This window comes from Flavobacterium sp. (assembly GCF_031537875.1).
Classification (GTDB): Bacteria; Bacteroidota; Bacteroidia; order Flavobacteriales; family Flavobacteriaceae; genus Flavobacterium.
The window spans coordinates 117,588-136,779 of record NZ_JAVKNB010000005.1; the positions used below are offsets into that span (position 1 = coordinate 117,588).

General features: G+C 35.7%; 20 protein-coding genes. 19 read left to right on the top strand and 1 reads right to left on the bottom strand.

Going from position 1 to position 19,192, the window contains the following annotated elements:
- Positions 1 to 23 precede the first annotated feature (23 nt).
- The 19 genes from RMR09_RS02035 to RMR09_RS02125 all read left to right on the top strand — a co-directional run bounded on the left by RMR09_RS02035 (position 24) and on the right by RMR09_RS02125 (position 18,197).
- Positions 24 to 1,514 carry a DUF5687 family protein gene (locus RMR09_RS02035; RefSeq protein WP_310594174.1) on the top strand — a complete coding sequence of 497 codons (1,491 nt, stop codon included), beginning with the start codon at positions 24 to 26 and terminating at the stop codon, positions 1,512 to 1,514.
- A 50-nt stretch (positions 1,515 to 1,564) separates the two neighbouring features.
- The gene (locus RMR09_RS02040) at positions 1,565 to 2,260 is read left to right on the top strand and encodes an ABC transporter ATP-binding protein (protein WP_310594175.1); all 696 of its coding nucleotides are present in this window, start codon (positions 1,565 to 1,567) and stop codon (positions 2,258 to 2,260) included.
- 87 nt (positions 2,261 to 2,347) lie between these two features.
- A complete protein-coding gene (locus RMR09_RS02045) occupies positions 2,348 to 4,936 on the top strand; it encodes a tetratricopeptide repeat protein (RefSeq protein ID WP_310594176.1) in 2,589 nt (862 codons plus the stop codon).
- Between the two features lie 3 nt (positions 4,937 to 4,939).
- Complete coding sequence (locus tag RMR09_RS02050) at positions 4,940 to 5,320, top strand: polymer-forming cytoskeletal protein (RefSeq protein WP_310594177.1); 381 nt, start codon at positions 4,940 to 4,942, stop codon at positions 5,318 to 5,320.
- Positions 5,313 to 5,546: an AtpZ/AtpI family protein gene (locus RMR09_RS02055; protein ID WP_310594178.1), complete on the top strand. Its 234-nt coding sequence runs from the start codon at positions 5,313 to 5,315 to the stop codon at positions 5,544 to 5,546. Before RMR09_RS02050 ends, RMR09_RS02055 begins: the two co-directional genes overlap by 8 nt.
- The gene (locus RMR09_RS02060; protein ID WP_310594179.1) at positions 5,543 to 5,956 is read left to right on the top strand and encodes a hypothetical protein; all 414 of its coding nucleotides are present in this window, start codon (positions 5,543 to 5,545) and stop codon (positions 5,954 to 5,956) included. Before RMR09_RS02055 ends, RMR09_RS02060 begins: the two co-directional genes overlap by 4 nt.
- Before the next feature lie 122 nt (positions 5,957 to 6,078).
- A complete protein-coding gene (gene atpB / locus RMR09_RS02065) occupies positions 6,079 to 7,182 on the top strand; it encodes a F0F1 ATP synthase subunit A (protein WP_310594180.1) in 1,104 nt (367 codons plus the stop codon).
- Between the two features lie 95 nt (positions 7,183 to 7,277).
- The gene (gene atpE / locus RMR09_RS02070; RefSeq protein WP_008255642.1) at positions 7,278 to 7,469 is read left to right on the top strand and encodes an ATP synthase F0 subunit C; all 192 of its coding nucleotides are present in this window, start codon (positions 7,278 to 7,280) and stop codon (positions 7,467 to 7,469) included.
- A 116-nt stretch (positions 7,470 to 7,585) separates the two neighbouring features.
- On the top strand, positions 7,586 to 8,086 hold the full coding sequence (locus RMR09_RS02075; RefSeq protein ID WP_310594181.1) for a F0F1 ATP synthase subunit B: 501 nt from the start codon (positions 7,586 to 7,588) through the stop codon (positions 8,084 to 8,086).
- A 2-nt stretch (positions 8,087 to 8,088) separates the two neighbouring features.
- Positions 8,089 to 8,622 carry an ATP synthase F1 subunit delta gene (atpH, locus tag RMR09_RS02080; RefSeq protein ID WP_310594182.1) on the top strand — a complete coding sequence of 178 codons (534 nt, stop codon included), beginning with the start codon at positions 8,089 to 8,091 and terminating at the stop codon, positions 8,620 to 8,622.
- 36 nt (positions 8,623 to 8,658) lie between these two features.
- The gene (gene atpA / locus RMR09_RS02085; protein ID WP_310594183.1) at positions 8,659 to 10,236 is read left to right on the top strand and encodes a F0F1 ATP synthase subunit alpha; all 1,578 of its coding nucleotides are present in this window, start codon (positions 8,659 to 8,661) and stop codon (positions 10,234 to 10,236) included.
- 73 nt (positions 10,237 to 10,309) lie between these two features.
- A complete protein-coding gene (gene atpG / locus RMR09_RS02090) occupies positions 10,310 to 11,170 on the top strand; it encodes an ATP synthase F1 subunit gamma (RefSeq protein WP_310594184.1) in 861 nt (286 codons plus the stop codon).
- Positions 11,171 to 11,247: 77 nt separating this feature from the next.
- Entirely contained in the window at positions 11,248 to 11,688 is a 441-nt protein-coding gene (locus RMR09_RS02095) for a GNAT family N-acetyltransferase (RefSeq protein WP_310594185.1), read from the top strand.
- A 100-nt stretch (positions 11,689 to 11,788) separates the two neighbouring features.
- Positions 11,789 to 13,252 (top strand): oligosaccharide flippase family protein, encoded by a 1,464-nt coding sequence (locus RMR09_RS02100; protein ID WP_310594186.1) that lies wholly within the window; start codon positions 11,789 to 11,791, stop codon positions 13,250 to 13,252.
- Position 13,253: 1 nt separating this feature from the next.
- Positions 13,254 to 13,688 carry a dUTP diphosphatase gene (gene dut, locus RMR09_RS02105; protein ID WP_310594187.1) on the top strand — a complete coding sequence of 145 codons (435 nt, stop codon included), beginning with the start codon at positions 13,254 to 13,256 and terminating at the stop codon, positions 13,686 to 13,688.
- A gap of 110 nt (positions 13,689 to 13,798) precedes the next feature.
- Complete coding sequence (locus tag RMR09_RS02110; protein ID WP_310594188.1) at positions 13,799 to 14,809, top strand: sugar phosphate nucleotidyltransferase; 1,011 nt, start codon at positions 13,799 to 13,801, stop codon at positions 14,807 to 14,809.
- A 6-nt stretch (positions 14,810 to 14,815) separates the two neighbouring features.
- Positions 14,816 to 16,018 carry a tetratricopeptide repeat protein gene (locus tag RMR09_RS02115; protein ID WP_310594189.1) on the top strand — a complete coding sequence of 401 codons (1,203 nt, stop codon included), beginning with the start codon at positions 14,816 to 14,818 and terminating at the stop codon, positions 16,016 to 16,018.
- Positions 16,015 to 16,794 carry a DUF4292 domain-containing protein gene (locus tag RMR09_RS02120; RefSeq protein ID WP_310594190.1) on the top strand — a complete coding sequence of 260 codons (780 nt, stop codon included), beginning with the start codon at positions 16,015 to 16,017 and terminating at the stop codon, positions 16,792 to 16,794. Before RMR09_RS02115 ends, RMR09_RS02120 begins: the two co-directional genes overlap by 4 nt.
- Before the next feature lie 20 nt (positions 16,795 to 16,814).
- Positions 16,815 to 18,197 carry a peptidoglycan DD-metalloendopeptidase family protein gene (locus tag RMR09_RS02125; RefSeq protein ID WP_310594191.1) on the top strand — a complete coding sequence of 461 codons (1,383 nt, stop codon included), beginning with the start codon at positions 16,815 to 16,817 and terminating at the stop codon, positions 18,195 to 18,197.
- A 35-nt stretch (positions 18,198 to 18,232) separates the two neighbouring features.
- On the opposite strand, the gene RMR09_RS02130 is transcribed toward RMR09_RS02125, so the two are convergent.
- Entirely contained in the window at positions 18,233 to 19,192 is a 960-nt protein-coding gene (locus RMR09_RS02130) for a transglutaminase family protein (protein WP_310594192.1), read from the bottom strand.

The window sequence follows — 19,192 nt, forward strand, 5'->3', positions numbered from 1 at the left end:
CTAATTAACCAAATCTTTACCCAATGAAATTAATTCAGCACTTCCTCAGTCTGGAATGGAAATCGTTTTCCCGTTCGGCCTCTTTTGGAGCTAATATGGCTCTTAAAATTTTAAAGGCATTTTTAGCAGCTTATTTTTTACTGTCTTTTTTGGTTTTGGGGATTGCGCTTTATTCTATTTTAGAAGAAAGTTTCCCTAGTCAAAAGCCAGTAACAATAGTCAACAATTTTGTACTTTTTTGGATGGCTATTGATTTAATTCTTCGTTTTTTTATGCAAAGTTTGCCGGTTATAAATAGTAAACCATTGTTGGTGCTGCCCATAAAAAAACAAAACGTGATTCACTTTGTATTGTTAAAAAGTTTGACCTCGATTTACAATATTTTTCCTTTAATGACCATTATTCCTTTTGGTATAAACTGCATTTTGAAAGGGAAATATACAGCAATTTCTATGATGGCTTGGATGTTGACAATGGTATCTTTGACATTGATTGTAAACTACACCAATTTCATCATTAAAAAGAAGTTTGCTGAAAACATAAAGGCATTTGCTGCTTTTGTGTGTATTATCTTGTTTTTAGTGTTTTTAGAATATACTAATGTTTTCAAAATTAGTACAGCAATAGGTTTTGTTTTAAATTTATTGATTGACCAGCCTATTTTGGTTTTGTTTCCAATTTCGCTTTTAGCAGGGATGTATTTTTTGAATTTTAAGTATTTGAAAAACAATTTTTATTTAGATAATAGTTTACAAACTAAATCAAAAGAAGCGACCACAACAGATTTGGGATGGACAAAACGGTTTGGCGAAATTGCCCCGTTTTTACAATTGGATTTAAAATTAATTTGGCGAAATAAACGACCAAGAACAACTGTTTTTATGTCTTTTATTTTTCTCGCTTACGGATTGTTAATTTATACCAACCCACATTATAAAGGCACACCAGCTTTCTTTGTTTTTGTTGGAATTATGATGACAGGAATCTTTATGCTCAATTTCGGACAATTTATACCTTCTTGGGATAGCAATTATTACGGAATGTTGATGGCGCAAAACATCCCTATGAAACAATACCTCAATTCAAAAGCAGGATTGATGTCTGTTTCTGTAGTAATTTTAGCTGTTTTGACAACACCATATCTTTATTTTGGATGGAAAATTTTGGCTATCAATTTAGCCTGTGCGGTATATAACTTGGGTATAAATATTCCAGTACTATTATTTGCAGGTTCGTTTAATAAAAAGAAAATTGACTTAGAAAAAAGTCCGTTTATGAATTATCAAGGATCAGGCGCCACACAATTTATTGTAGGTCTACCTCTATTGTTAATTCCCGCATTACTTTTTTATGGAGTGTCAACAATTTTCTATTCAGAAGCAGCAATTGTTATTTTAGGATTGTTTGGTATTATAGGAATTTTGATGCGAAATTTCCTTATTGATAAAATAGCCGAAGGGTATCGTAAAAGAAAATACGATGCCATTGATGGTTTCAAACAACAAGAAAATTAAAATAATTAACGACACGAATTAAACACATATCAACTCATAAACTTTCAACAATGATCCAAGTCAACCAACTTTCAAAACAATACAACGGGACTACCGTTTTACATATCGATAATTTAAGCATTCCAAAGGGACAAAGTTTTGGACTTGTGGGGAATAATGGCGCAGGGAAAACCACTTTTTTCAGTTTGCTTTTGGATTTAATCCAACCTACAACAGGCGAAATCGTGAATAACGAAATTCCAGTGCACACGAGCGAAAACTGGAAACCATTTACCGCCTCTTTTTTGGACGAAAGTTTTTTAATTGGTTACTTAACTCCTGAAGAATATTTCTATTTCATAGGCGATTTACGCGGACAAAATAAAGCCGACGTAGATGCATTATTAGCCAAACACCAGGAGTTTTTTAATGGTGAAATCTTAAATAACAAGAAATATTTACGCGATTTGTCCAAAGGGAATCAAAAGAAAGTAGGTATTATTGCTACTTTAATTGGGAATCCTGAAGTGATTATTTTAGACGAACCTTTTGCCAATTTAGATCCCACAACGGTGAATCGTTTGAAAAAAATCATCAAAGAATTAGCTGACGATCCTCAGGTAACTATTTTGGTTTCTAGTCATGATTTACAACATACGGTGGAAGTTTGCGATCGAATTGTAGCTTTGAACAAAGGCGAAGTGGTCAAAGATATTGTAACATCAGCCGAAACGTTACAAGAACTCGAGGCGTTTTTCGCGGTTTAAGTTTCGATATTTCAAAAAGAAACGTAATTTTACCCTTCTATATACTAAAAGTAGTGTATAGAAGTTTAAGCTATAAATAGTTTCCGTTTGAAAATCAATAGATACCAACCTATTTGCACTGTTTTTGTTTTTGCCTTTTTAGTAGCTTGTTCTACTAAGAAAGATTCTTTTGTGTCGCGAAATTACCACGCGATGACTACCCAATACAACATATTGTACAATGGTGGCGTTGGTTTTGACAAAGGAGTTGCGGATATCCAAAACAAAAGTAAAAACAACTTTTGGAAGCGTTTGCCAGTAGAAAAAATGCAATTGTCAGACGGCTCCATTTCAGATACGGTTCACAATGCCAACTTTGATTTGGCTGAAACGAAAGCAACCAAAGCTATCCAAAAACACTCCATGAACATTGGTGGAAAAGAACGCAATTACCAAACAGATGAGGCGTACCTAATGCTAGGAAAAGCAAGATATTACGACCAACGATTTGTCCCGGCTTTAGATGCATTCAATTACATTTTGTACAAATACCCCAATAGCAGTACGATTCATGAAGCTAAAATTTGGCGCGAAAAAACCAATATGCGACTCGGAAATGATGCGTTGGTGATTAAAAACTTGTCGAAGCTCCTGAAAGAATATAGATTAAAAAACCAAGCTTTAGCGAATGCGAATGCTGTTTTGGCGGAAGCCTTTTTGAATTTAGAAGAAAAAGATAGCGCCGTAGCAAAATTGCAAATTGCCCAAAAGAATACTAAAGTCAATACCGAAAAAGCGCGTTACCGTTTTATTTTAGGTCAGCTGTATGAGGAGTTAGGCAAAAACCAACAAGCATTGTCGAGTTATCAGTCTGTCATAGACATGAATCGAAAAGCTGATCGAGAATACGTCATTCAGGCATATGCTAGAAAAGCCCAATTATTTGATTTTCAAAATGGTGACAAAGAGCAGATGGCTAAAATGTTTGCCCAGCTAGTTGAAAATCGTGAAAACCGACCTTTTTTGGACGTGATTTACCATCAAATGGGAGTGTATTATGACAAAAGTAACGAACCTGTTGCAGCACTAAAACATTACAATTTATCCTTAAAAAAGGCAAAAGACAACACCTATTTGGCCGCGTCTAATTATAGAAATTTAGGAAATATGTATTTTAAAAGCGCCGAATTTCCTTTGGCAGCTAAATATTACGACAGCACCCTGGTGAAGTTAGACAAAAACACCAGAGAGTTTGCACAAATAGAAAAGGTGCGCAAAAACTTGGATGATGTAATCAAATACGATGCTTTGGCACATACAAACGACAGTATATTGAAAGTGGCCGCTCTTTCTGATACTGACCGGATAGTCTATTTTGGCAACCACATAGAAGCTTTAAAAAAGAAAGAAGCGCAAGAAGCCTTGATTAAAAAACAAAAAGAAGCCTTGGCTAATTTCGAAAAATCAGGAAAAGGAGCTCCAAACGACTTGCTTTTACAACCCAATATGCCCTTGCGTTCTGTGCCAAAATTAGATACAGGCTCAGGTACCACGACGTTCTATTTTTACAATCCAACTACCGTAGCTTTTGGGCAATTAGAGTTTCAAAAAATCTGGGGAAAACGCAACGCCAATGGTTATTGGAGGACGTCAACTACTTCTGGAGATGTTACTATTGCAACTATATCAGACGACTTGCCGGCGGGAGTTGAAAGTCCGAAAATCACAGATAAGGTAAGTGATAAATATTCAGTTGCGTATTATTTGAATCAGATTCCAACAGATAAAAAAGTAGTAGACAGTATTAATAAAGAGCGCAATTTTGCTTATTACCAGTTGGGAGTTATTTATAAAGAAAAATTCAAAGAATATGCTTTGGCCACAGCCAAATTGGAAAAAGTACTCGAACAAAATCCAGAGGAAAAATTAGTCTTGCCAACACTATATAATTTGTACAAATTGTATCAAATTACAGATGCCAACAAAGCACTTGCTATGAAAAACCGCATTGTGTCGGAATTTCCTAGTTCTCGTTACGCGCAAATTATTAGCAATACGGATGCTAATAATTCCAACGCCGAAACACCTGAAAAAGCATACAATCAATATTATAAATTGTTTCAGGAAGAACAATTTGTGGACGTTTTGGACAAATTGAATACAGCAATTATTCAGTTTTCAGGAGATGAAATTGCACCTAAACTAGAACTATTGCGGGCGAATACTCAAGCCAAATTATTTGGGGTTACGGCCTATAAAAAAGCATTAGAAGAAGTAGTCGCTCAATATCCGAATACCGAAGAAGGCAAGCAAGCACAGGATATTTTGAGTACTCAAGTTCCCGCTTTGGAAAAAATGGAGTTTACCACCACCGCTAAGAGTTGGAAAATTTTATTTAAAGTTGGCTTGAGATCAGAACCTCAAACCAAAGAAATCGAAGAAAAAATAAAACAATTCATCGCTGACGAAAAAATTGAACAACGTTCGTATTCGTATGATGTGTATACCGACAAAGAAAATTTTATTGTGATTCATCATATTAAATCAGAGGCCTATGCCAATGATATAATTAATTACATGACGGTAAACAAACAATATACTATTAACCAACCCGCAATTATCATTTCAAGTGATAATTATAGAGTAGTCCAGATCAAGAAAAACTTAGACAGCTATTTAGCCTCAAAAAAGCAGTAAATTATGTTTGATAAAAAAACCAAATCCTATACCGACCTTTTAGGAAAAACGAACCGAATTGTGGAAGGAACAAGAATAAAAGGAAATATTTATTCTGTTGCTGATTTTAGATTGGACGGCGAACTAACAGGGAATTTTCAATGCGAAGGAAAAATTGTTATTGGTCCAGCCGGAATTGTTATTGGCGATATTGATTGTAAAAGTGCCGATATCGAAGGACGATTCAGCGGAAAAATCCAAGTGGTCGAATTGCTAAATGTCAAATCTACAGCAAACATTTATGGAGAAGTGACCGTCGGAAAATTATCGGTAGAACCAGGAGCTGATTTTAGTGCCAGTTGCACGATGAAAACAACGACTAAAGACGCGCAAGGAAATGGCTAAATTGCCCAATAAAAAACCATTCAACAAATGGTTGGTATTAATTAATATTCCCATTCAGATGGGAGTGATCATTTTTCTGTTTTCGTATTTAGGAAGTTGGCTAGACGAAGCGCATCCCAATACGGTCTTTTATTATCATAAAGTAGTCTTATTAATAGGTGTTTTTTTAGCATTATACAATACCATTCGACAAGTTAATGAAATCAATAAATCCGATTCAAATTGAGTTTTAATTTATTCCAAACGCCCAAACAACAAAAAGCGCTATTGGCGCTATGGATTGCTTTTGTGACATTGGCTTATTGTGTTCACCAAGCGGCATTCACATCGGCAGGAATTGCTCTTAATGCCTTCACGTATTCCCTTTTAACTTTATATCTTTTATTTGGAATCCTTTCTATCGGAGTGGTATTGACTGTGTTCCAAGTCCGCAAGCGTAATTTCGATTCCGTAGGGATGTCTTTCTTGATTGCAACGAGTGTAAAAATGATGATTTGCTCCTTGTTTTTACGCCCAATTTTAAAAAGTATTTCCGCAACAGCAGCTATAGAAAAAACTAATTTTTTTGTGATGTTTATTGTGTTTTTAGCAATCGAAACCGGTGTTACGATACTGATATTAAACGAAAAACAATAAAACACCTCTAAAAGTGTCAAATAAGGCAAAAAATAATTTTTATATTCTTTTGAATATTAATAAAAAATGTACCTTTGCACCTAAATTTTAGAAACCAAAATAAACTAAGATATTTAACTGTTATGGTGATTTCAAACAAACCACTTAAATTTATACTTATAGCTTTAGTAGCAATTCTTCCTTTTGTAAGCTTTGCTAACCCAACTGAAGAAAAAGAAGCAGCTCCAACAGAATCTACAGATGTTAAATCTGAAATAAAAGAGTTTATCAATCACCACTTACTTGACGCTCACGACTTTACGTTTAATGCAGATAAAGAAACGGGTGAGCACAATGGTTTTTCTTTGCCTATTATTTTATGGGATAATGGATTGCAAGTTTTTTCTTCTGGCGAATTTCACCACGGAGAAAAAGTAGCGGAACACAATGGAAATTATTACGTGATTCATCACGAAAAAATATACAAAACAGATGCTTCAGGAACTTTAACTGAAGATGAGAAAACAGGACACCCAACTAACGTTCAACCTTTAGATTTATCTATTACTAAAAGTGTAGTTGGAATTTTGTTTGTTGCGTTTTTAATGTTTTTCTTATTTAGAAGCTTGGCTAAATCGTATGCTAAAAATGGTGGAATTGCATCAGGAGCAGGGCGTTTCTTCGAGCCGTTGGTTTTATATGTAAGAGACGAAATTGCGATTCCAAACATTGGAGAGAAAAACTACAAAAAATACATGAGCTACTTGCTTACGATATTTTTCTTCGTGTTTTTCTTGAATATTTTAGGATTAACACCGCTAGGATTTAATGTAACAGGAAATATTGCCATTACAGCTTCTTTAGCTTTATTGACCTATTTAATCACTACATTTTCTGCTAATAAAAATTATTGGGGACACATTTTCTGGATGCCAGGCGTGCCAACACCAATGAAATTTATTTTGGCACCAATTGAATTATTGGGAACCATTATTAAACCATTTTCATTAATGATTCGTTTGTATGCTAATATCTTGGCAGGACACGTGGTATTAATGAGTATCATTGGTTTGATGTTTATTTTTAAAAGTTGGATTGGAAGTTCATTGTCATTTGGATTGGCATTTGCACTTTCTATCCTTGAAATATTAGTAGCGTTTTTACAAGCGTATATTTTCACGATGTTATCTGCTTTGTATTTTGGTGCTGGAAATGAAGAGCACCACCACGAGGAGGCGCATCACTAAAAAGTTTACTAGTTGATTGTTTAATAGTTTATAACCTAATAAATAATTAACCAGTTAAACCGCAAAATGAATGTTTAATTTTTAATATATATATTATGCAAATTCCAACTATTGTAGGAGCAGGATTAATTGTAATCGGAGCAGGTTTAGGTATTGGTAAAATTGGTGGTTCAGCAATGGACGCTATTGCTCGTCAACCAGAAGCTTCAGGAAAAATCCAAACAGCTATGCTTATTGCAGCTGCGCTTATTGAAGGTATTGGTTTCGCTGCGTTATTCGCTGCTTAATTAAAACACAAAACAATAGTTACAACGGTTGGTTGTAACTATTGTTTTTAAAAATTAAAACAGAAACAATTGCGTAAAGCAATTTAAAAAGGTTTACAATTTTATAATTACATATAATGGAGAAGTTAATTAATGATTTTTCGTTTGGTTTATTTATTTGGCAAGTAGTAATCTTTGTTGGATTAATATTCTTATTAAAAAAATTCGCTTGGAAACCCATTTTGGATGCGGTAAACGAAAGAGAGCAAGGAATTAAAAATGCCTTGGAATCAGCAGAAAGCGCTAGAAATGAAATGCAAAACTTGCAAGCAGACAACCAACGTATTCTTCAAGAAGCAAGAGCAGAACGTGATGCTATGTTGAAAGACGCTCGTGAAATGAAAGAGAAAATGGTAGCTGATGCTAAAAGTGAAGCACAAGAGCAAGGTCAAAAAATGATTGATCAAGCTAAAGCAGCTATCGAAAGTGAAAAAAATGCAGCTATGGCTGAATTGAAATTACAAGTAGCTACTTTATCATTAAGTATTGCAGAAAAAGTATTGAAAGACGAATTGTCTAACAAAGAATCTCAAACTAAATTAGTAGAGAAAATGTTAGGTGACGTAAAACTGAACTAACTATGGCAGGTACAAGAGCAGCAATTCGTTATGCAAAAGCAATCTTAGATTTATCCAATTCAAAAGGGGTAGCTGAGGTAGTGAATAACGATATGAAATTGATTGCTTCTACAATCAACGGAAACGAAGAATTGAATACATTTATTCAAAGCCCAACCACAACTGTTGAGGTAAAAGAGAAAGCGTTATTAGAAGTTTTTTCTGGAGTAAATGGAGTAACTCAAGGATTGTTTCATTTGTTATTTGAAAACAAAAGATTCGAAATTCTTGAAGCAATTGCTTTGGAATACAATAAATTATCAGATGAGACGAACGGAATCGAAGTGGCTAAAGTAACTACTGCTATTCCTATGGATGCAGCTTTAGAAGCCAAAGTGTTAGCTAAAATCGCCACCTTATCAGATAAGAAAATCACAATTGAAAATAACGTAGATGCTTCTATCATTGGAGGATTTATTTTAAGAATAGGCGACAAGCAATACAATGCTTCTGTTGCTAACAGATTACAAGTATTAAAAAGAGAGTTTAGTAATTAGTTATTACACATAAAAGTGTCTAAATTATAAAGTAAGATGGCGGAAATCAAACCTGCTGAAATTTCAGCAATATTAAGAAAGCAAGTAGAAGGTTTTGAATCTGGTGCTACACTAGAAGAAGTAGGAACAGTACTTAATGTTGGAGATGGTATTGCTCGTGTTTACGGGCTTTCTAATGTTCAATACGGAGAATTAGTAGAATTCGAAAATGGTCTTGAGGCTATTGTATTGAACTTGGAAGAAGACAATGTTGGGGTAGTACTTTTAGGTGCTTCAACAGGAATCAAAGAAGGTTCAACTGTAAAAAGAACACAACGTATCGCTTCTCTTAAAGTAGGAGAGCAAATGTTAGGACGTGTTGTAAATACATTAGGTCAACCAATCGATGGTAAAGGACCAATCGGTGGGGAATTATACGAAATGCCTTTGGAAAGAAAAGCGCCAGGAGTTGTATTCCGTCAACCAGTAACTGAACCATTACAAACAGGAGTAAAAGCAGTAGATGCAATGATCCCTGTAGGTCGTGGACAACGTGAGTTGGTTATTGGTGACCGTCAAACAGGAAAATCAACTGTTTGTATTGACACAATCTTAAATCAAAAAGAATTTTACGATGCAGGAAAACCTGTATTTTGTATCTATGTTGCTATTGGACAAAAAGCTTCAACTGTTGCAGGAATTGCAAAAATGTTAGAAGAAAAAGGTGCAATGGCCTATACGATTATCGTAGCAGCTAATGCTTCTGATCCAGCTCCAATGCAAGTATATGCTCCAATGGCAGGTGCTGCAATTGGGGAGTATTTCAGAGACTCTGGACGTCCAGCTTTGATTGTTTATGATGATTTGTCTAAACAAGCGGTGGCGTATCGTGAGGTATCTCTTTTATTAAGAAGACCACCAGGACGTGAGGCATATCCTGGAGACGTTTTCTACTTACACTCTCGTTTATTAGAGCGTGCTTGTAAAGTGATTGCGGATGATGATATTGCAAAAAACATGAATGACTTACCAGATTCTTTAAAAGGAATCGTAAAAGGAGGAGGTTCATTAACGGCTTTACCAATTATCGAAACACAAGCGGGTGACGTATCTGCTTATATCCCAACTAACGTAATTTCGATTACTGACGGACAAATCTTCTTAGATGGAGACTTGTTTAACTCTGGGGTTCGTCCTGCAATTAACGTAGGTATCTCAGTATCTCGTGTTGGAGGTAATGCACAAATCAAATCAATGAAAAAAGTATCTGGTACTTTAAAATTAGACCAAGCTCAATTCCGTGAATTGGAAGCGTTTGCTAAATTTGGTTCTGATTTGGATGCCGTTACTTTGAACGTAATTGAAAAAGGAAAAAGAAACGTTGAAATCTTGAAACAAGGTTTGAACGAACCTTATACTGTTGAAGATCAAGTAGCGATTATCTACGCTGGTTCTAAAAACTTATTGAGAAATGTTCCTGTAAACAAAGTGAAAGAATTTGAAAAAGATTTCTTAGAATTCTTGAACAACAAACACAGAGACACTCTTGATGCTTTGAAAGCGGGTAAATTAGATGACAACATTACAGATGTTATCGAAAAAGTAGCAAAAGAAGTTTCAGCTAAGTATAATTAATCAATATAACAATATGTCAATGTGTAAATGACTCATTTGCACATTGATAAATTGATAAATTTTCACATTTAGAATGGCAAATTTAAAGGAAATCCGTAATAGAATTACTTCCATTTCATCGACGATGCAAATCACATCGGCAATGAAAATGGTTTCTGCTGCAAAGCTTAAAAAAGCACAAGATGCGATTACAGCGATGCGCCCTTATGCCGAAAAATTAACGGAATTATTACAAAATCTTTCTGCCACCTTAGATGGAGATGTAGGGGGAGATTACACGTCTCAACGTGAAATCAAAAAAGTATTAGTAGTAGCGATTACCTCTAACAGAGGTTTGTGCGGTGCTTTTAATACGAATGTAATTAAAGAAGTTAAAAATCGTTCTGATTACTACGCAGGGAAACAAGTAGATGTTTTTGCAATTGGTAAAAAAGGGAATGATATTTTGAGCAAAACGTTAACCGTTATCGATAATCAAAGCGCTGTTTTTGACGATTTGACTTTTGATAATGTAGCTCAAATAGCTGAAGTACTGACTCAAAAATTTGTGGCTGGCGAATACGATCGTATCGAATTGGTATACAACCAATTTAAAAATGCTGCGACTCAAATTATTCAAACAGAACAATTCTTGCCTTTAGCGCCAATTCAATCAGACCAACCTGCTTCAACAGGAGATTATATTTTTGAACCTTCTAAAGAAGAGATTGTATTGACTTTGATTCCAAAATCATTGAAAACACAATTGTACAAAGGAATTAGAGATTCATTTGCTTCTGAACACGGAGCGCGTATGACTGCTATGCACAAAGCAACAGACAACGCAACTGAATTGAGAGATCAATTGAAATTGACTTACAACAAAGCGCGTCAAGCAGCGATTACTAACGAAATCTTAGAGATTGTTGGTGGTGCTGAAGCGTTGAATGGATAATAACTATTCGAAAGATACTATAAGGGCCTCGCATTGCGGGGCTCTTTTTTTTGATTATTTTTATAAAAAATTACACCTTGGAAATAAAAGAACTTACTACTTTAGAAGAAATGTTAGCTCAATTTGAGTTGATGCAACATTTGTACAGCAATAATTTCACATTAGAGAAGTACGAAGCCTATCTTACTGAAATGTTGCCTCACAACTACATACAAATCGCAGTATACGAAGAAAATAAGTGTATTGGACTTTCGGGCTTATGGTCGGGGATTAAACTCTGGTCTGGGCGTTATTTCGAAATAGACAATTTTATTGTGCATCCGGACCATCGATCTAAAGGTGCAGCAAAATTAATGACGGACTATATCAACACAAAAGCAGAAGAAGCGGGTTGCACAATGATTGTATTAGATGCTTTTACAGGTAATTTTACCGCCCACCGGTTTTATTATAATCAAGGGTATTATCCAAGAGGGTTTCACTTTATTAAAACCTTGAACGAAGCCGGATTATCTTAAAAAAGCTGTTAACAAATTCCAGGCTATTCCGATTTCAAAACCGGTATTAATCCAAAGAATTCGTTATTTTTGTTTCTATCAATGCCTAAACTAAACCAACTTGGGATTATATAAAAGTCTTTTCAAACAAACTGCAATCTATGGATTAGCGACGGTTTTGCCTCGAATGTTGAGTTTTTTACTCGTGCGTTTGTATACGGGAATTTTACCTACAGGCGAGTATGGCGAGGTTTCTATAGTGTTATCTTGGATGGTTTTTTTCAATGTGGTCTTGTCTTACGGAATGGAAACCGCATTTTTTCGTTTTTATAATTCAGAAACCGACAAAGAAAATGTCATTGCTACGTCTACCATTTCTATTTTTTGGTCGTCTATTATTTTCCTTTTCGGAGCTTTAATTTTCAGAGGCACTTTGGCCTCGTTGGCCAATGTAGAAGTGCAGTACATCACGTATGCCATTTGGATCTTGGTCTTGGACGCATTGGTTATTGTGCCATTTTCAAAGTTGCGAGCCAACCAACGCCCAATGTTGTATGCCATTATTAAGATAGGTAATGTCGCGGTAAACTTGTTATTGAATCTATTCTTTTTATTGTGGCTTCCCAAAATTGCAGCCTCAAACCCAAATTCATTTATTGGCAATTTATATGTTGAAAATTACGAAATTGGATACATTTTCGTTTCTAATTTAGCGGCAAGCTTACTAACCTTATTAGTACTTTCGCCTAATTATCTTTCTTTAACTAGAAAATTTGACAAGGCACTTTGGAAAAAAATGATGCAGTATGGTTTGCCTATCTTGGTTGCCGGAATTGCTTTTGCCGTAAACGAACATTTTGATAAAATCCTTTTAGGGTATTGGTTACCCGAAAATGTAGCCAAGTCCGAAGTAGGAGCGTATTCAGCTTGTTATAAATTAGGCTTGTTTATGGTCTTGTTTGCCACAGCATTCCGTTTGGGAATTGAACCCTTCTTTTTTAGCCATTCCAATCACGAAAAAGCGCCCCAAACCTATGCCATGATTACCAAATATTTTGTGATTTTTGGATCCTTAATTTTGTTAGGAGTTATTGTTTTTGCCGATGTATTAAAGTTCTTGCTTTTGCATGACAAATCGTATTGGGAGGCAATGAAAGTGGTGCCGTTGATTATTTTGGCTAATTTCTTCCTAGGTATTTATAATAACCTTTCCGTTTGGTACAAATTAACAGACAGAACTAAAATGGGCGCTTATATTTCAATTGTTGGTGCAGTGTTGACCTTAGTGTTGAATTACCTGTTAATTCCAAAATTCAGTTATTACGGATCGGCTATTGCTACTATTGCGGCTTATGGAAGTATGATGTTTATTTCTTACGTTATGGGAAATAAGTATTATCCTATTCCGTACGATATGGAAAAAATAGGGGGTTATCTAGGTTTGTCTATTGTATTCTCAGCTATTTCTTTTTACGGATTTAGAGAAAATTATTTTGTTGGAATTCCGTTATTATTGTTGTTTATGTATTTTGTGTACCATAACGAAAAAGCTACAATCCAAACGATCATTAAACGAAAAAAATAAAATGACTATAAAAATCATTAATAAATCGCAACATCCGTTGCCTAACTATGAAACTATAGCTTCGGCAGGAATGGATTTAAGAGCCGATTTATCCGCTCCAATCACATTGGCTCCTTTAGGGCGAGTTATTGTAAAAACAGGCTTGTTTATCGAGTTACCCATTGGATATGAAGCCCAAGTTCGTCCAAGAAGTGGATTGGCTATCAAAAAAGGAATCACAGTACTCAATTCGCCAGGAACAGTCGATGCCGATTATAGAGGAGAAATTGGGGTGATTTTAGTGAATTTATCCAATGAAGACTTTGTAATTGAAAACGGCGAACGCATTGCTCAATTAATCATTGCCAAACACGAACGTGCTGAATGGATTGAAGTTCAAGAACTTTCTGAAACATCCAGAGGAGAAGGCGGCTTTGGTAGTACGGGGGTGAAGTAAGCCCCCTAACCCCCAAAGGGGGAAATAATAATAAAATTTAAAAATAATTAATTTATAAAATCCTATTGACCCCTAATAGGAATTCCCCCTTCGGGGGTTAGGGGGCTAACATGAAAATAATAGTACCAATGGCCGGACGTGGTTCACGTCTTCGCCCACACACATTAACCATTCCTAAACCGTTAATTCCTGTAGCAGGAAAACCTATCGTTCATCGTTTGGTGGAAGATATTGCGGGAGTGTTGAATCAAGATATTGAAGAAATTGCTTTTATTATCCATGAAAGTTTTGGTAAACAAGTCGAAGCCGATTTAATTGCCATTGCTCAAAAATTAGGGTCTAAAGGAACCATTTATTACCAAAACGAGGCTTTGGGAACGGGTCACGCTATTATGTGTGCCAAAGATTCCTTGAGCGGACCAGCGGTTATTGCGTATGCGGATACCTTAATTCGTGCCGATTTTGATTTGGATCAAAATGCTGATAGTGTGATTTGGGTAAAACAAGTAGACCAACCAGAAGCTTTTGGGGTAATCAACCTGAATGACGCCAATGAAATTGTGGAATTGGTAGAGAAACCAAAAGAATTTGTTTCAGACCTAGCCGTAATTGGAATTTACTATTTCAAAGATGTGGCGGTATTGAAAAACGAATTGCAATTGGTGTTAGACAATAATATCATTCACGGAGGCGAATACCAAATCAACGACGGCATTAAGCAAATGATGGCCAAGGGCATGAAATTTGTTCCAGGAGAAGTAGCGGAGTGGATGGATTGCGGAAACAAAGACGTGACGGTAGAAACCAATTCTAGAATGTTAGGATTTTTACATAATGATGGGGAACATTTAGTAGATTATGGCGTAAAATCAGAGAATTCGACGATTATTCCGCCGTGTTATATTGGTGAAGATGTGGTGTTAATTAACGCAACTGTTGGACCTAATGTTTCTTTAGGCAAAGGATGTCATGTTACTAATAGTACGATTAAAAACAGTTTGGTACAAACGCATTCGCATATTAAAAACGCCAATTTAGACAATGCGATGATTGGAAATCACGCGAGTTTTGACGGGAATTTTACCAGCATCAGCATCGGAGATTATTCGGTTTTGGAATAAAAAATCATGAACACTAAAACTATAGTTTTTTTCTTTTTAAGTCTGTTTGCATTTCCATTTTCAGGATGGTCGCAAACAGAACCAGAAGATATTGCTATGGTTTCGGATGCATTTCAGGATTCTTTTTATGAATCGCTTTTGCAAAAAGGCATTGAAAACTATGACAAAGCGATTGTGGCTTTGGAAAAATGTTTGGTAAGCCAACCCAATAATGCGACGGTTCATTTTGAATTAGGTAAAAATTATTTGGCCTTAAAACAATATGAAAACGCGTATCAGTCGTTTCAAAAAGCCACACAAATTGAACCTAAAAACAGATGGTTTTGGGTAGGGCTTTACGATCTGAGTTTTCAAACCAAGAATTACGAACGCGCGATGACTGCGGTACAACAATTAATCGGTTTTGACGAGCGCTACAAAGACGATTTGATTCCGCTGTATATGGCGACGAATCAGTTAGAAAAAGCATTGGCTTTGATTAATGAGATGAATGCTAAATTTGGCAAGTCGCAAGAACGAACGCAGTTTAAAAACCAAATTCTTTTGGCTACCAAAAACCAATCTTCGGACTGGAAAGAGTTGGGAGATTTTAAAAATTATTTGGAAACCAATAACGGATTGCAAGCGGCTCAAACTATGAAAAGTATTTTGGGCAATGGGCAAATACCCAACAGTATCAAACACCGAGTAGTTAATGAGTTTTTACTATTTGCCTACAAAAATCCGCAATACGAAACGGACTTAGAAACGGCGATTCCGTTTTTTGATGCTGACAAAGAAATTAACGTTGCTCAAGAAATAGGGAAGTTCTATCAGAATAAAAAACAATTGGAAAAGGCCATTCATTATTACGAATTGGCACTTCAAAAAGAAGCAGGGTCGGTAGCAACAAATTTACTTTTGCTTCAAGCGTATACAACGGATCAGCAGTTTCAAAAACTAGCTCAAAAATCGGCTGAAGGGATGGAGTTGTATCCGGCTCAGGGGTATTTTTATTATTATTTTGGATTAGCTAATAATCAATTGCACCAATTTAATAAGGCGAAAGAAGCACTAGAAACGGGTATAGATTTTGTAATAGACGATTTGGATTTAGAAATCAATTTTAATTTACAATTGGCGGAAGCCTATAACGGTTTGGGCGATTTTAAGATGAAAGACCGCTTTTTTGCGAAAGCCGATCAATTAATACAAAATAAAAAGAAATGAAAAAGATAATACTATTGCTGTTCCTGTCGGTTTTGGTGTCTTGCAAAACCAAACAAGCGATTGTGGTAACCACACCGGTAGCTCCAACGGCGAAAGGGATTTCGGCGGAAGACATAATAGCGAATCATTACAACAACAAAACCAACTTTAGTACCGTTTATATCAAATCGAATGTGCGTTTTTCTGACGATAAGCAAACTCAAAATGTAACAGCAGAAATTAAAATTAAGAAAGACGAACAAATTTTGATTAGCGTTCGTTTTCTAGGAATTACGATGGCTAAAGCGTTAATTACTCCCACATCGGTGAGTTATTACGAAAAGATGAATAGCACTTATTTTGAAGGGGATTTTAGCGGATTGAGTCAGTGGTTAGGAACCGATTTGGATTTTTCTAAAATTCAAAATATGTTGTTGGGTGAAGCTTTTGACAATTTACAACAAGGAAAATATGCCTTATCAAAAGGCGAACAAGGCTTTGAGTTAGCCGATTTAAAATCAGGAAATACGAAGAAAACGTTCTTTTTGGATGCAGAAAAATTTCAAATTCAAAAACAAGAAATAAGCCAGCCAGAACAAGACAGAAGAATTGATGTGGGTTATTCAGAAAGAAATACGTTTAACGAAGCAACTATGTCCATGAGTGTTGTAATTAGTGCTTTTCAGCCGAAAGGCAAGACAGAAATTAGTTTCAATTACAATACGGTATCTTTTAACGAAGAACTTTCTTTTCCTTATAGTATTCCAAATGGGTATAAAAGAATTTTAATTAAGTAAATTTGCAAAAATATTTTACCATGCCAAAATTTCTCCTTAGTCTACTTTTTATTTGCGCTACTTCATTGGTTTGGAGCCAAGACTCGCAACAAGAAAAGTTAGAACAACGAAAAGCTCAAATTCAGCAAGAAATAAAAGAGAATGAAAAACTCTTGCAATCGGTTAAAAACAAGGAAAAAACAGCGGTTAATGTTGTGGTTATCCAAGAGAAAAAAATCGCATTGAAAGAAAAATTGATCAACACTACTGAAAAACAAGCAAAGCTATTGAGCAATGACATGTACATCAATCAAGTGCAAATTAACAAGCTTAAAAAAGAGTTGGTTGTCTTAAAGGAAGACTATGCTAAGATGATTGTGAAATCGTATAAGAGTCGTTCAGAACAAAGTAGAGCCATGTTTATCTTGTCGTCAGAGAATTTTTTGCAGGCATACAAGCGCGCCCAATACATGAAACAGTACACGAATTTCAGAAAAATGCAAGGCGAAGAGATTAAAGATAAATCCAAAGAATTAGAAGTGTACAATGAAAAATTGGATGTTCAAAAATCAGCCAAACAAAAATTAATTGAAGAAAAAGAGAAAGAGCGTTTGTCTTTAGAAAAAGAGAAACAAGAGCAAGAGAAGTTGGTTAACGCAATTAAAAAAGACAAGAATAAAATTGCCAACGACATTAAGAAAAAACAACAAGAAGCGAGAGCTATTGACAAACAAATTGATCGTTTGATTCGTCAAGCCATTGCTGAAGCCAATAGAAAAGCCGCTGCAGAAAGAGCGAAAACGAAGGCTGCCGCCACTGCTGCTGCCAAAGAAAAGAAAGCGGCTGCTGAAGCTGCTGCAAAAGAATTGGCAAACGCCAAGAAAATTAATGGTAAAGCGCCTAAAACAACAGTTAAACCTGTTGAAAAAGAAGTTGTAGAAGAGCCAGTAGCGTCTAACGAGCCGGTATCATCAACTAAAATTGATTTGACCCCTGAAGCTAAAATTATTGCTGATAATTTTAGAGCGAATAAAGGAAGGTTGCCTTATCCTGTAGAGCGCGGACATATTTCATTAGGCTATGGAGATCAGCCGCACCCAGTGTACAAATCGTTAATGGTTCACAACAGTGGTGTAGAGATTACTACCGACCAAGGGGCGAATGCCAGAGCAGTTTTTGACGGAGTGGTAAGTAGTGTTATTGCATTATCTCCAGTGAATAAAGCGGTAATGATACAACACGGGGACTATTTCACGGTATATCAAAACCTAAGCTCGGTGAATGTGAGTAAAGGAGAAAAAGTTAGCCGAAAACAATCAATAGGTAAAGTACGTTCTAATGGAGAAACTGGAAAAACGGTAATCAAGTTCTTGATACTTCAGAACACCTCTTATATTAACCCATCAGGTTGGTTATCGAATTAAATAATAAAAAAAGCACTACGTGAGTAGTGCTTTTTTTATTGCTGTTGCTGTTCTTGTTGGTGATGTAAGAGTTCGATGTAATCCAATTGTTCTTGTACTTCTGAGGAGACTTCTTCCAGAGCTACATCGTTGATTTCTTCAAAATGCCTACCGTCTTCATAGCCAATTGATACACAAACAGAAAGTGTTTGTTTAGCCAATCCTTTAAAAGTTCCTTTAACTGGCGTACAATCGATAAAATTGCGCCCCACAGCTAGTTTAACATGGTTATCCATGGTCCAAATATTATTAGTGGGATCTAATCCTAACCAACCTTGATTTGGCGTATAAATTTCGACCCAAGCGTGGGTGGCACCTTCTCCTCTTAGCCCACTTTCGTTAGGGCAGATGTAACCACTGACATAGCGTGCCGGAATTCCTGCGGTACGAACCAATTGCAAAAGTACGTGGGCAAAATCTTGGCACACTCCCTTTTTATGGTCTAAAATTTCGTCTACAGTGGTTTCAATATTGGTGATCCCTTTGGTATAGGTGAAGTGGTTAAAAATATAATTATTGCATTGTTGCGCAATCTCAATAATGGTTTTGTTTTCACATCCAATTTCGTTGAGAATATCCAGAATGGTCTCTTGTTTTGTAATGGTTTCAGGATAGCAAAGGCGCAAGAGGTTGATGTTTTTTTCTTTTTCGGATGCTAAATCCTTTATGTACGAATGTTCAAAATCAGGAATTTTCAAGGAATGATTTACCCGAACTAACATTCTAGATTCGATAGTCATTTCGGTATGAGCATCTAAAGTGTTGAAATTTCCCACACGATTTCCGTGATAATCAGTAGAAAAACTAACTTCAGGATTGTTGGTAATCAACAATTCGTATTGCAAGACATCTTGGTTTTCAAAATTATGCGGGAATAAGCGAATCTCGTTGATGCTTTCTTTGATAGGCCAATTGTATTGGTATTTGGTAATATGGACGATTTTAAATAGAGCCAT

Excerpts from the sequence above, each read along its gene's own strand:
- RMR09_RS02035 (WP_310594174.1), top strand. The coding sequence starts at position 24 with ATGAAATTAATTCAGCACTTCCTCAGTCTGGAATGGAAATCGTTTTCC.
- RMR09_RS02040 (WP_310594175.1), top strand. The coding sequence starts at position 1,565 with ATGATCCAAGTCAACCAACTTTCAAAACAATACAACGGGACTACCGTT.
- RMR09_RS02050 (WP_310594177.1), top strand. The coding sequence starts at position 4,940 with ATGTTTGATAAAAAAACCAAATCCTATACCGACCTTTTAGGAAAAACG.
- RMR09_RS02055 (WP_310594178.1), top strand. The coding sequence starts at position 5,313 with ATGGCTAAATTGCCCAATAAAAAACCATTCAACAAATGGTTGGTATTA.
- atpB (WP_310594180.1), top strand. The coding sequence starts at position 6,079 with ATGGTGATTTCAAACAAACCACTTAAATTTATACTTATAGCTTTAGTA.
- atpE (WP_008255642.1), top strand. The coding sequence starts at position 7,278 with ATGCAAATTCCAACTATTGTAGGAGCAGGATTAATTGTAATCGGAGCA.
- RMR09_RS02075 (WP_310594181.1), top strand. The coding sequence starts at position 7,586 with ATGGAGAAGTTAATTAATGATTTTTCGTTTGGTTTATTTATTTGGCAA.
- atpH (WP_310594182.1), top strand. The coding sequence starts at position 8,089 with ATGGCAGGTACAAGAGCAGCAATTCGTTATGCAAAAGCAATCTTAGAT.
- atpA (WP_310594183.1), top strand. The coding sequence starts at position 8,659 with ATGGCGGAAATCAAACCTGCTGAAATTTCAGCAATATTAAGAAAGCAA.
- atpG (WP_310594184.1), top strand. The coding sequence starts at position 10,310 with ATGGCAAATTTAAAGGAAATCCGTAATAGAATTACTTCCATTTCATCG.
- dut (WP_310594187.1), top strand. The coding sequence starts at position 13,254 with ATGACTATAAAAATCATTAATAAATCGCAACATCCGTTGCCTAACTAT.
- RMR09_RS02110 (WP_310594188.1), top strand. The coding sequence starts at position 13,799 with ATGAAAATAATAGTACCAATGGCCGGACGTGGTTCACGTCTTCGCCCA.
- RMR09_RS02115 (WP_310594189.1), top strand. The coding sequence starts at position 14,816 with ATGAACACTAAAACTATAGTTTTTTTCTTTTTAAGTCTGTTTGCATTT.
- RMR09_RS02120 (WP_310594190.1), top strand. The coding sequence starts at position 16,015 with ATGAAAAAGATAATACTATTGCTGTTCCTGTCGGTTTTGGTGTCTTGC.
- RMR09_RS02125 (WP_310594191.1), top strand. The coding sequence starts at position 16,815 with ATGCCAAAATTTCTCCTTAGTCTACTTTTTATTTGCGCTACTTCATTG.
- RMR09_RS02130 (WP_310594192.1), bottom strand. The coding sequence starts at position 19,192 with ATGGCTCTATTTAAAATCGTCCATATTACCAAATACCAATACAATTGG.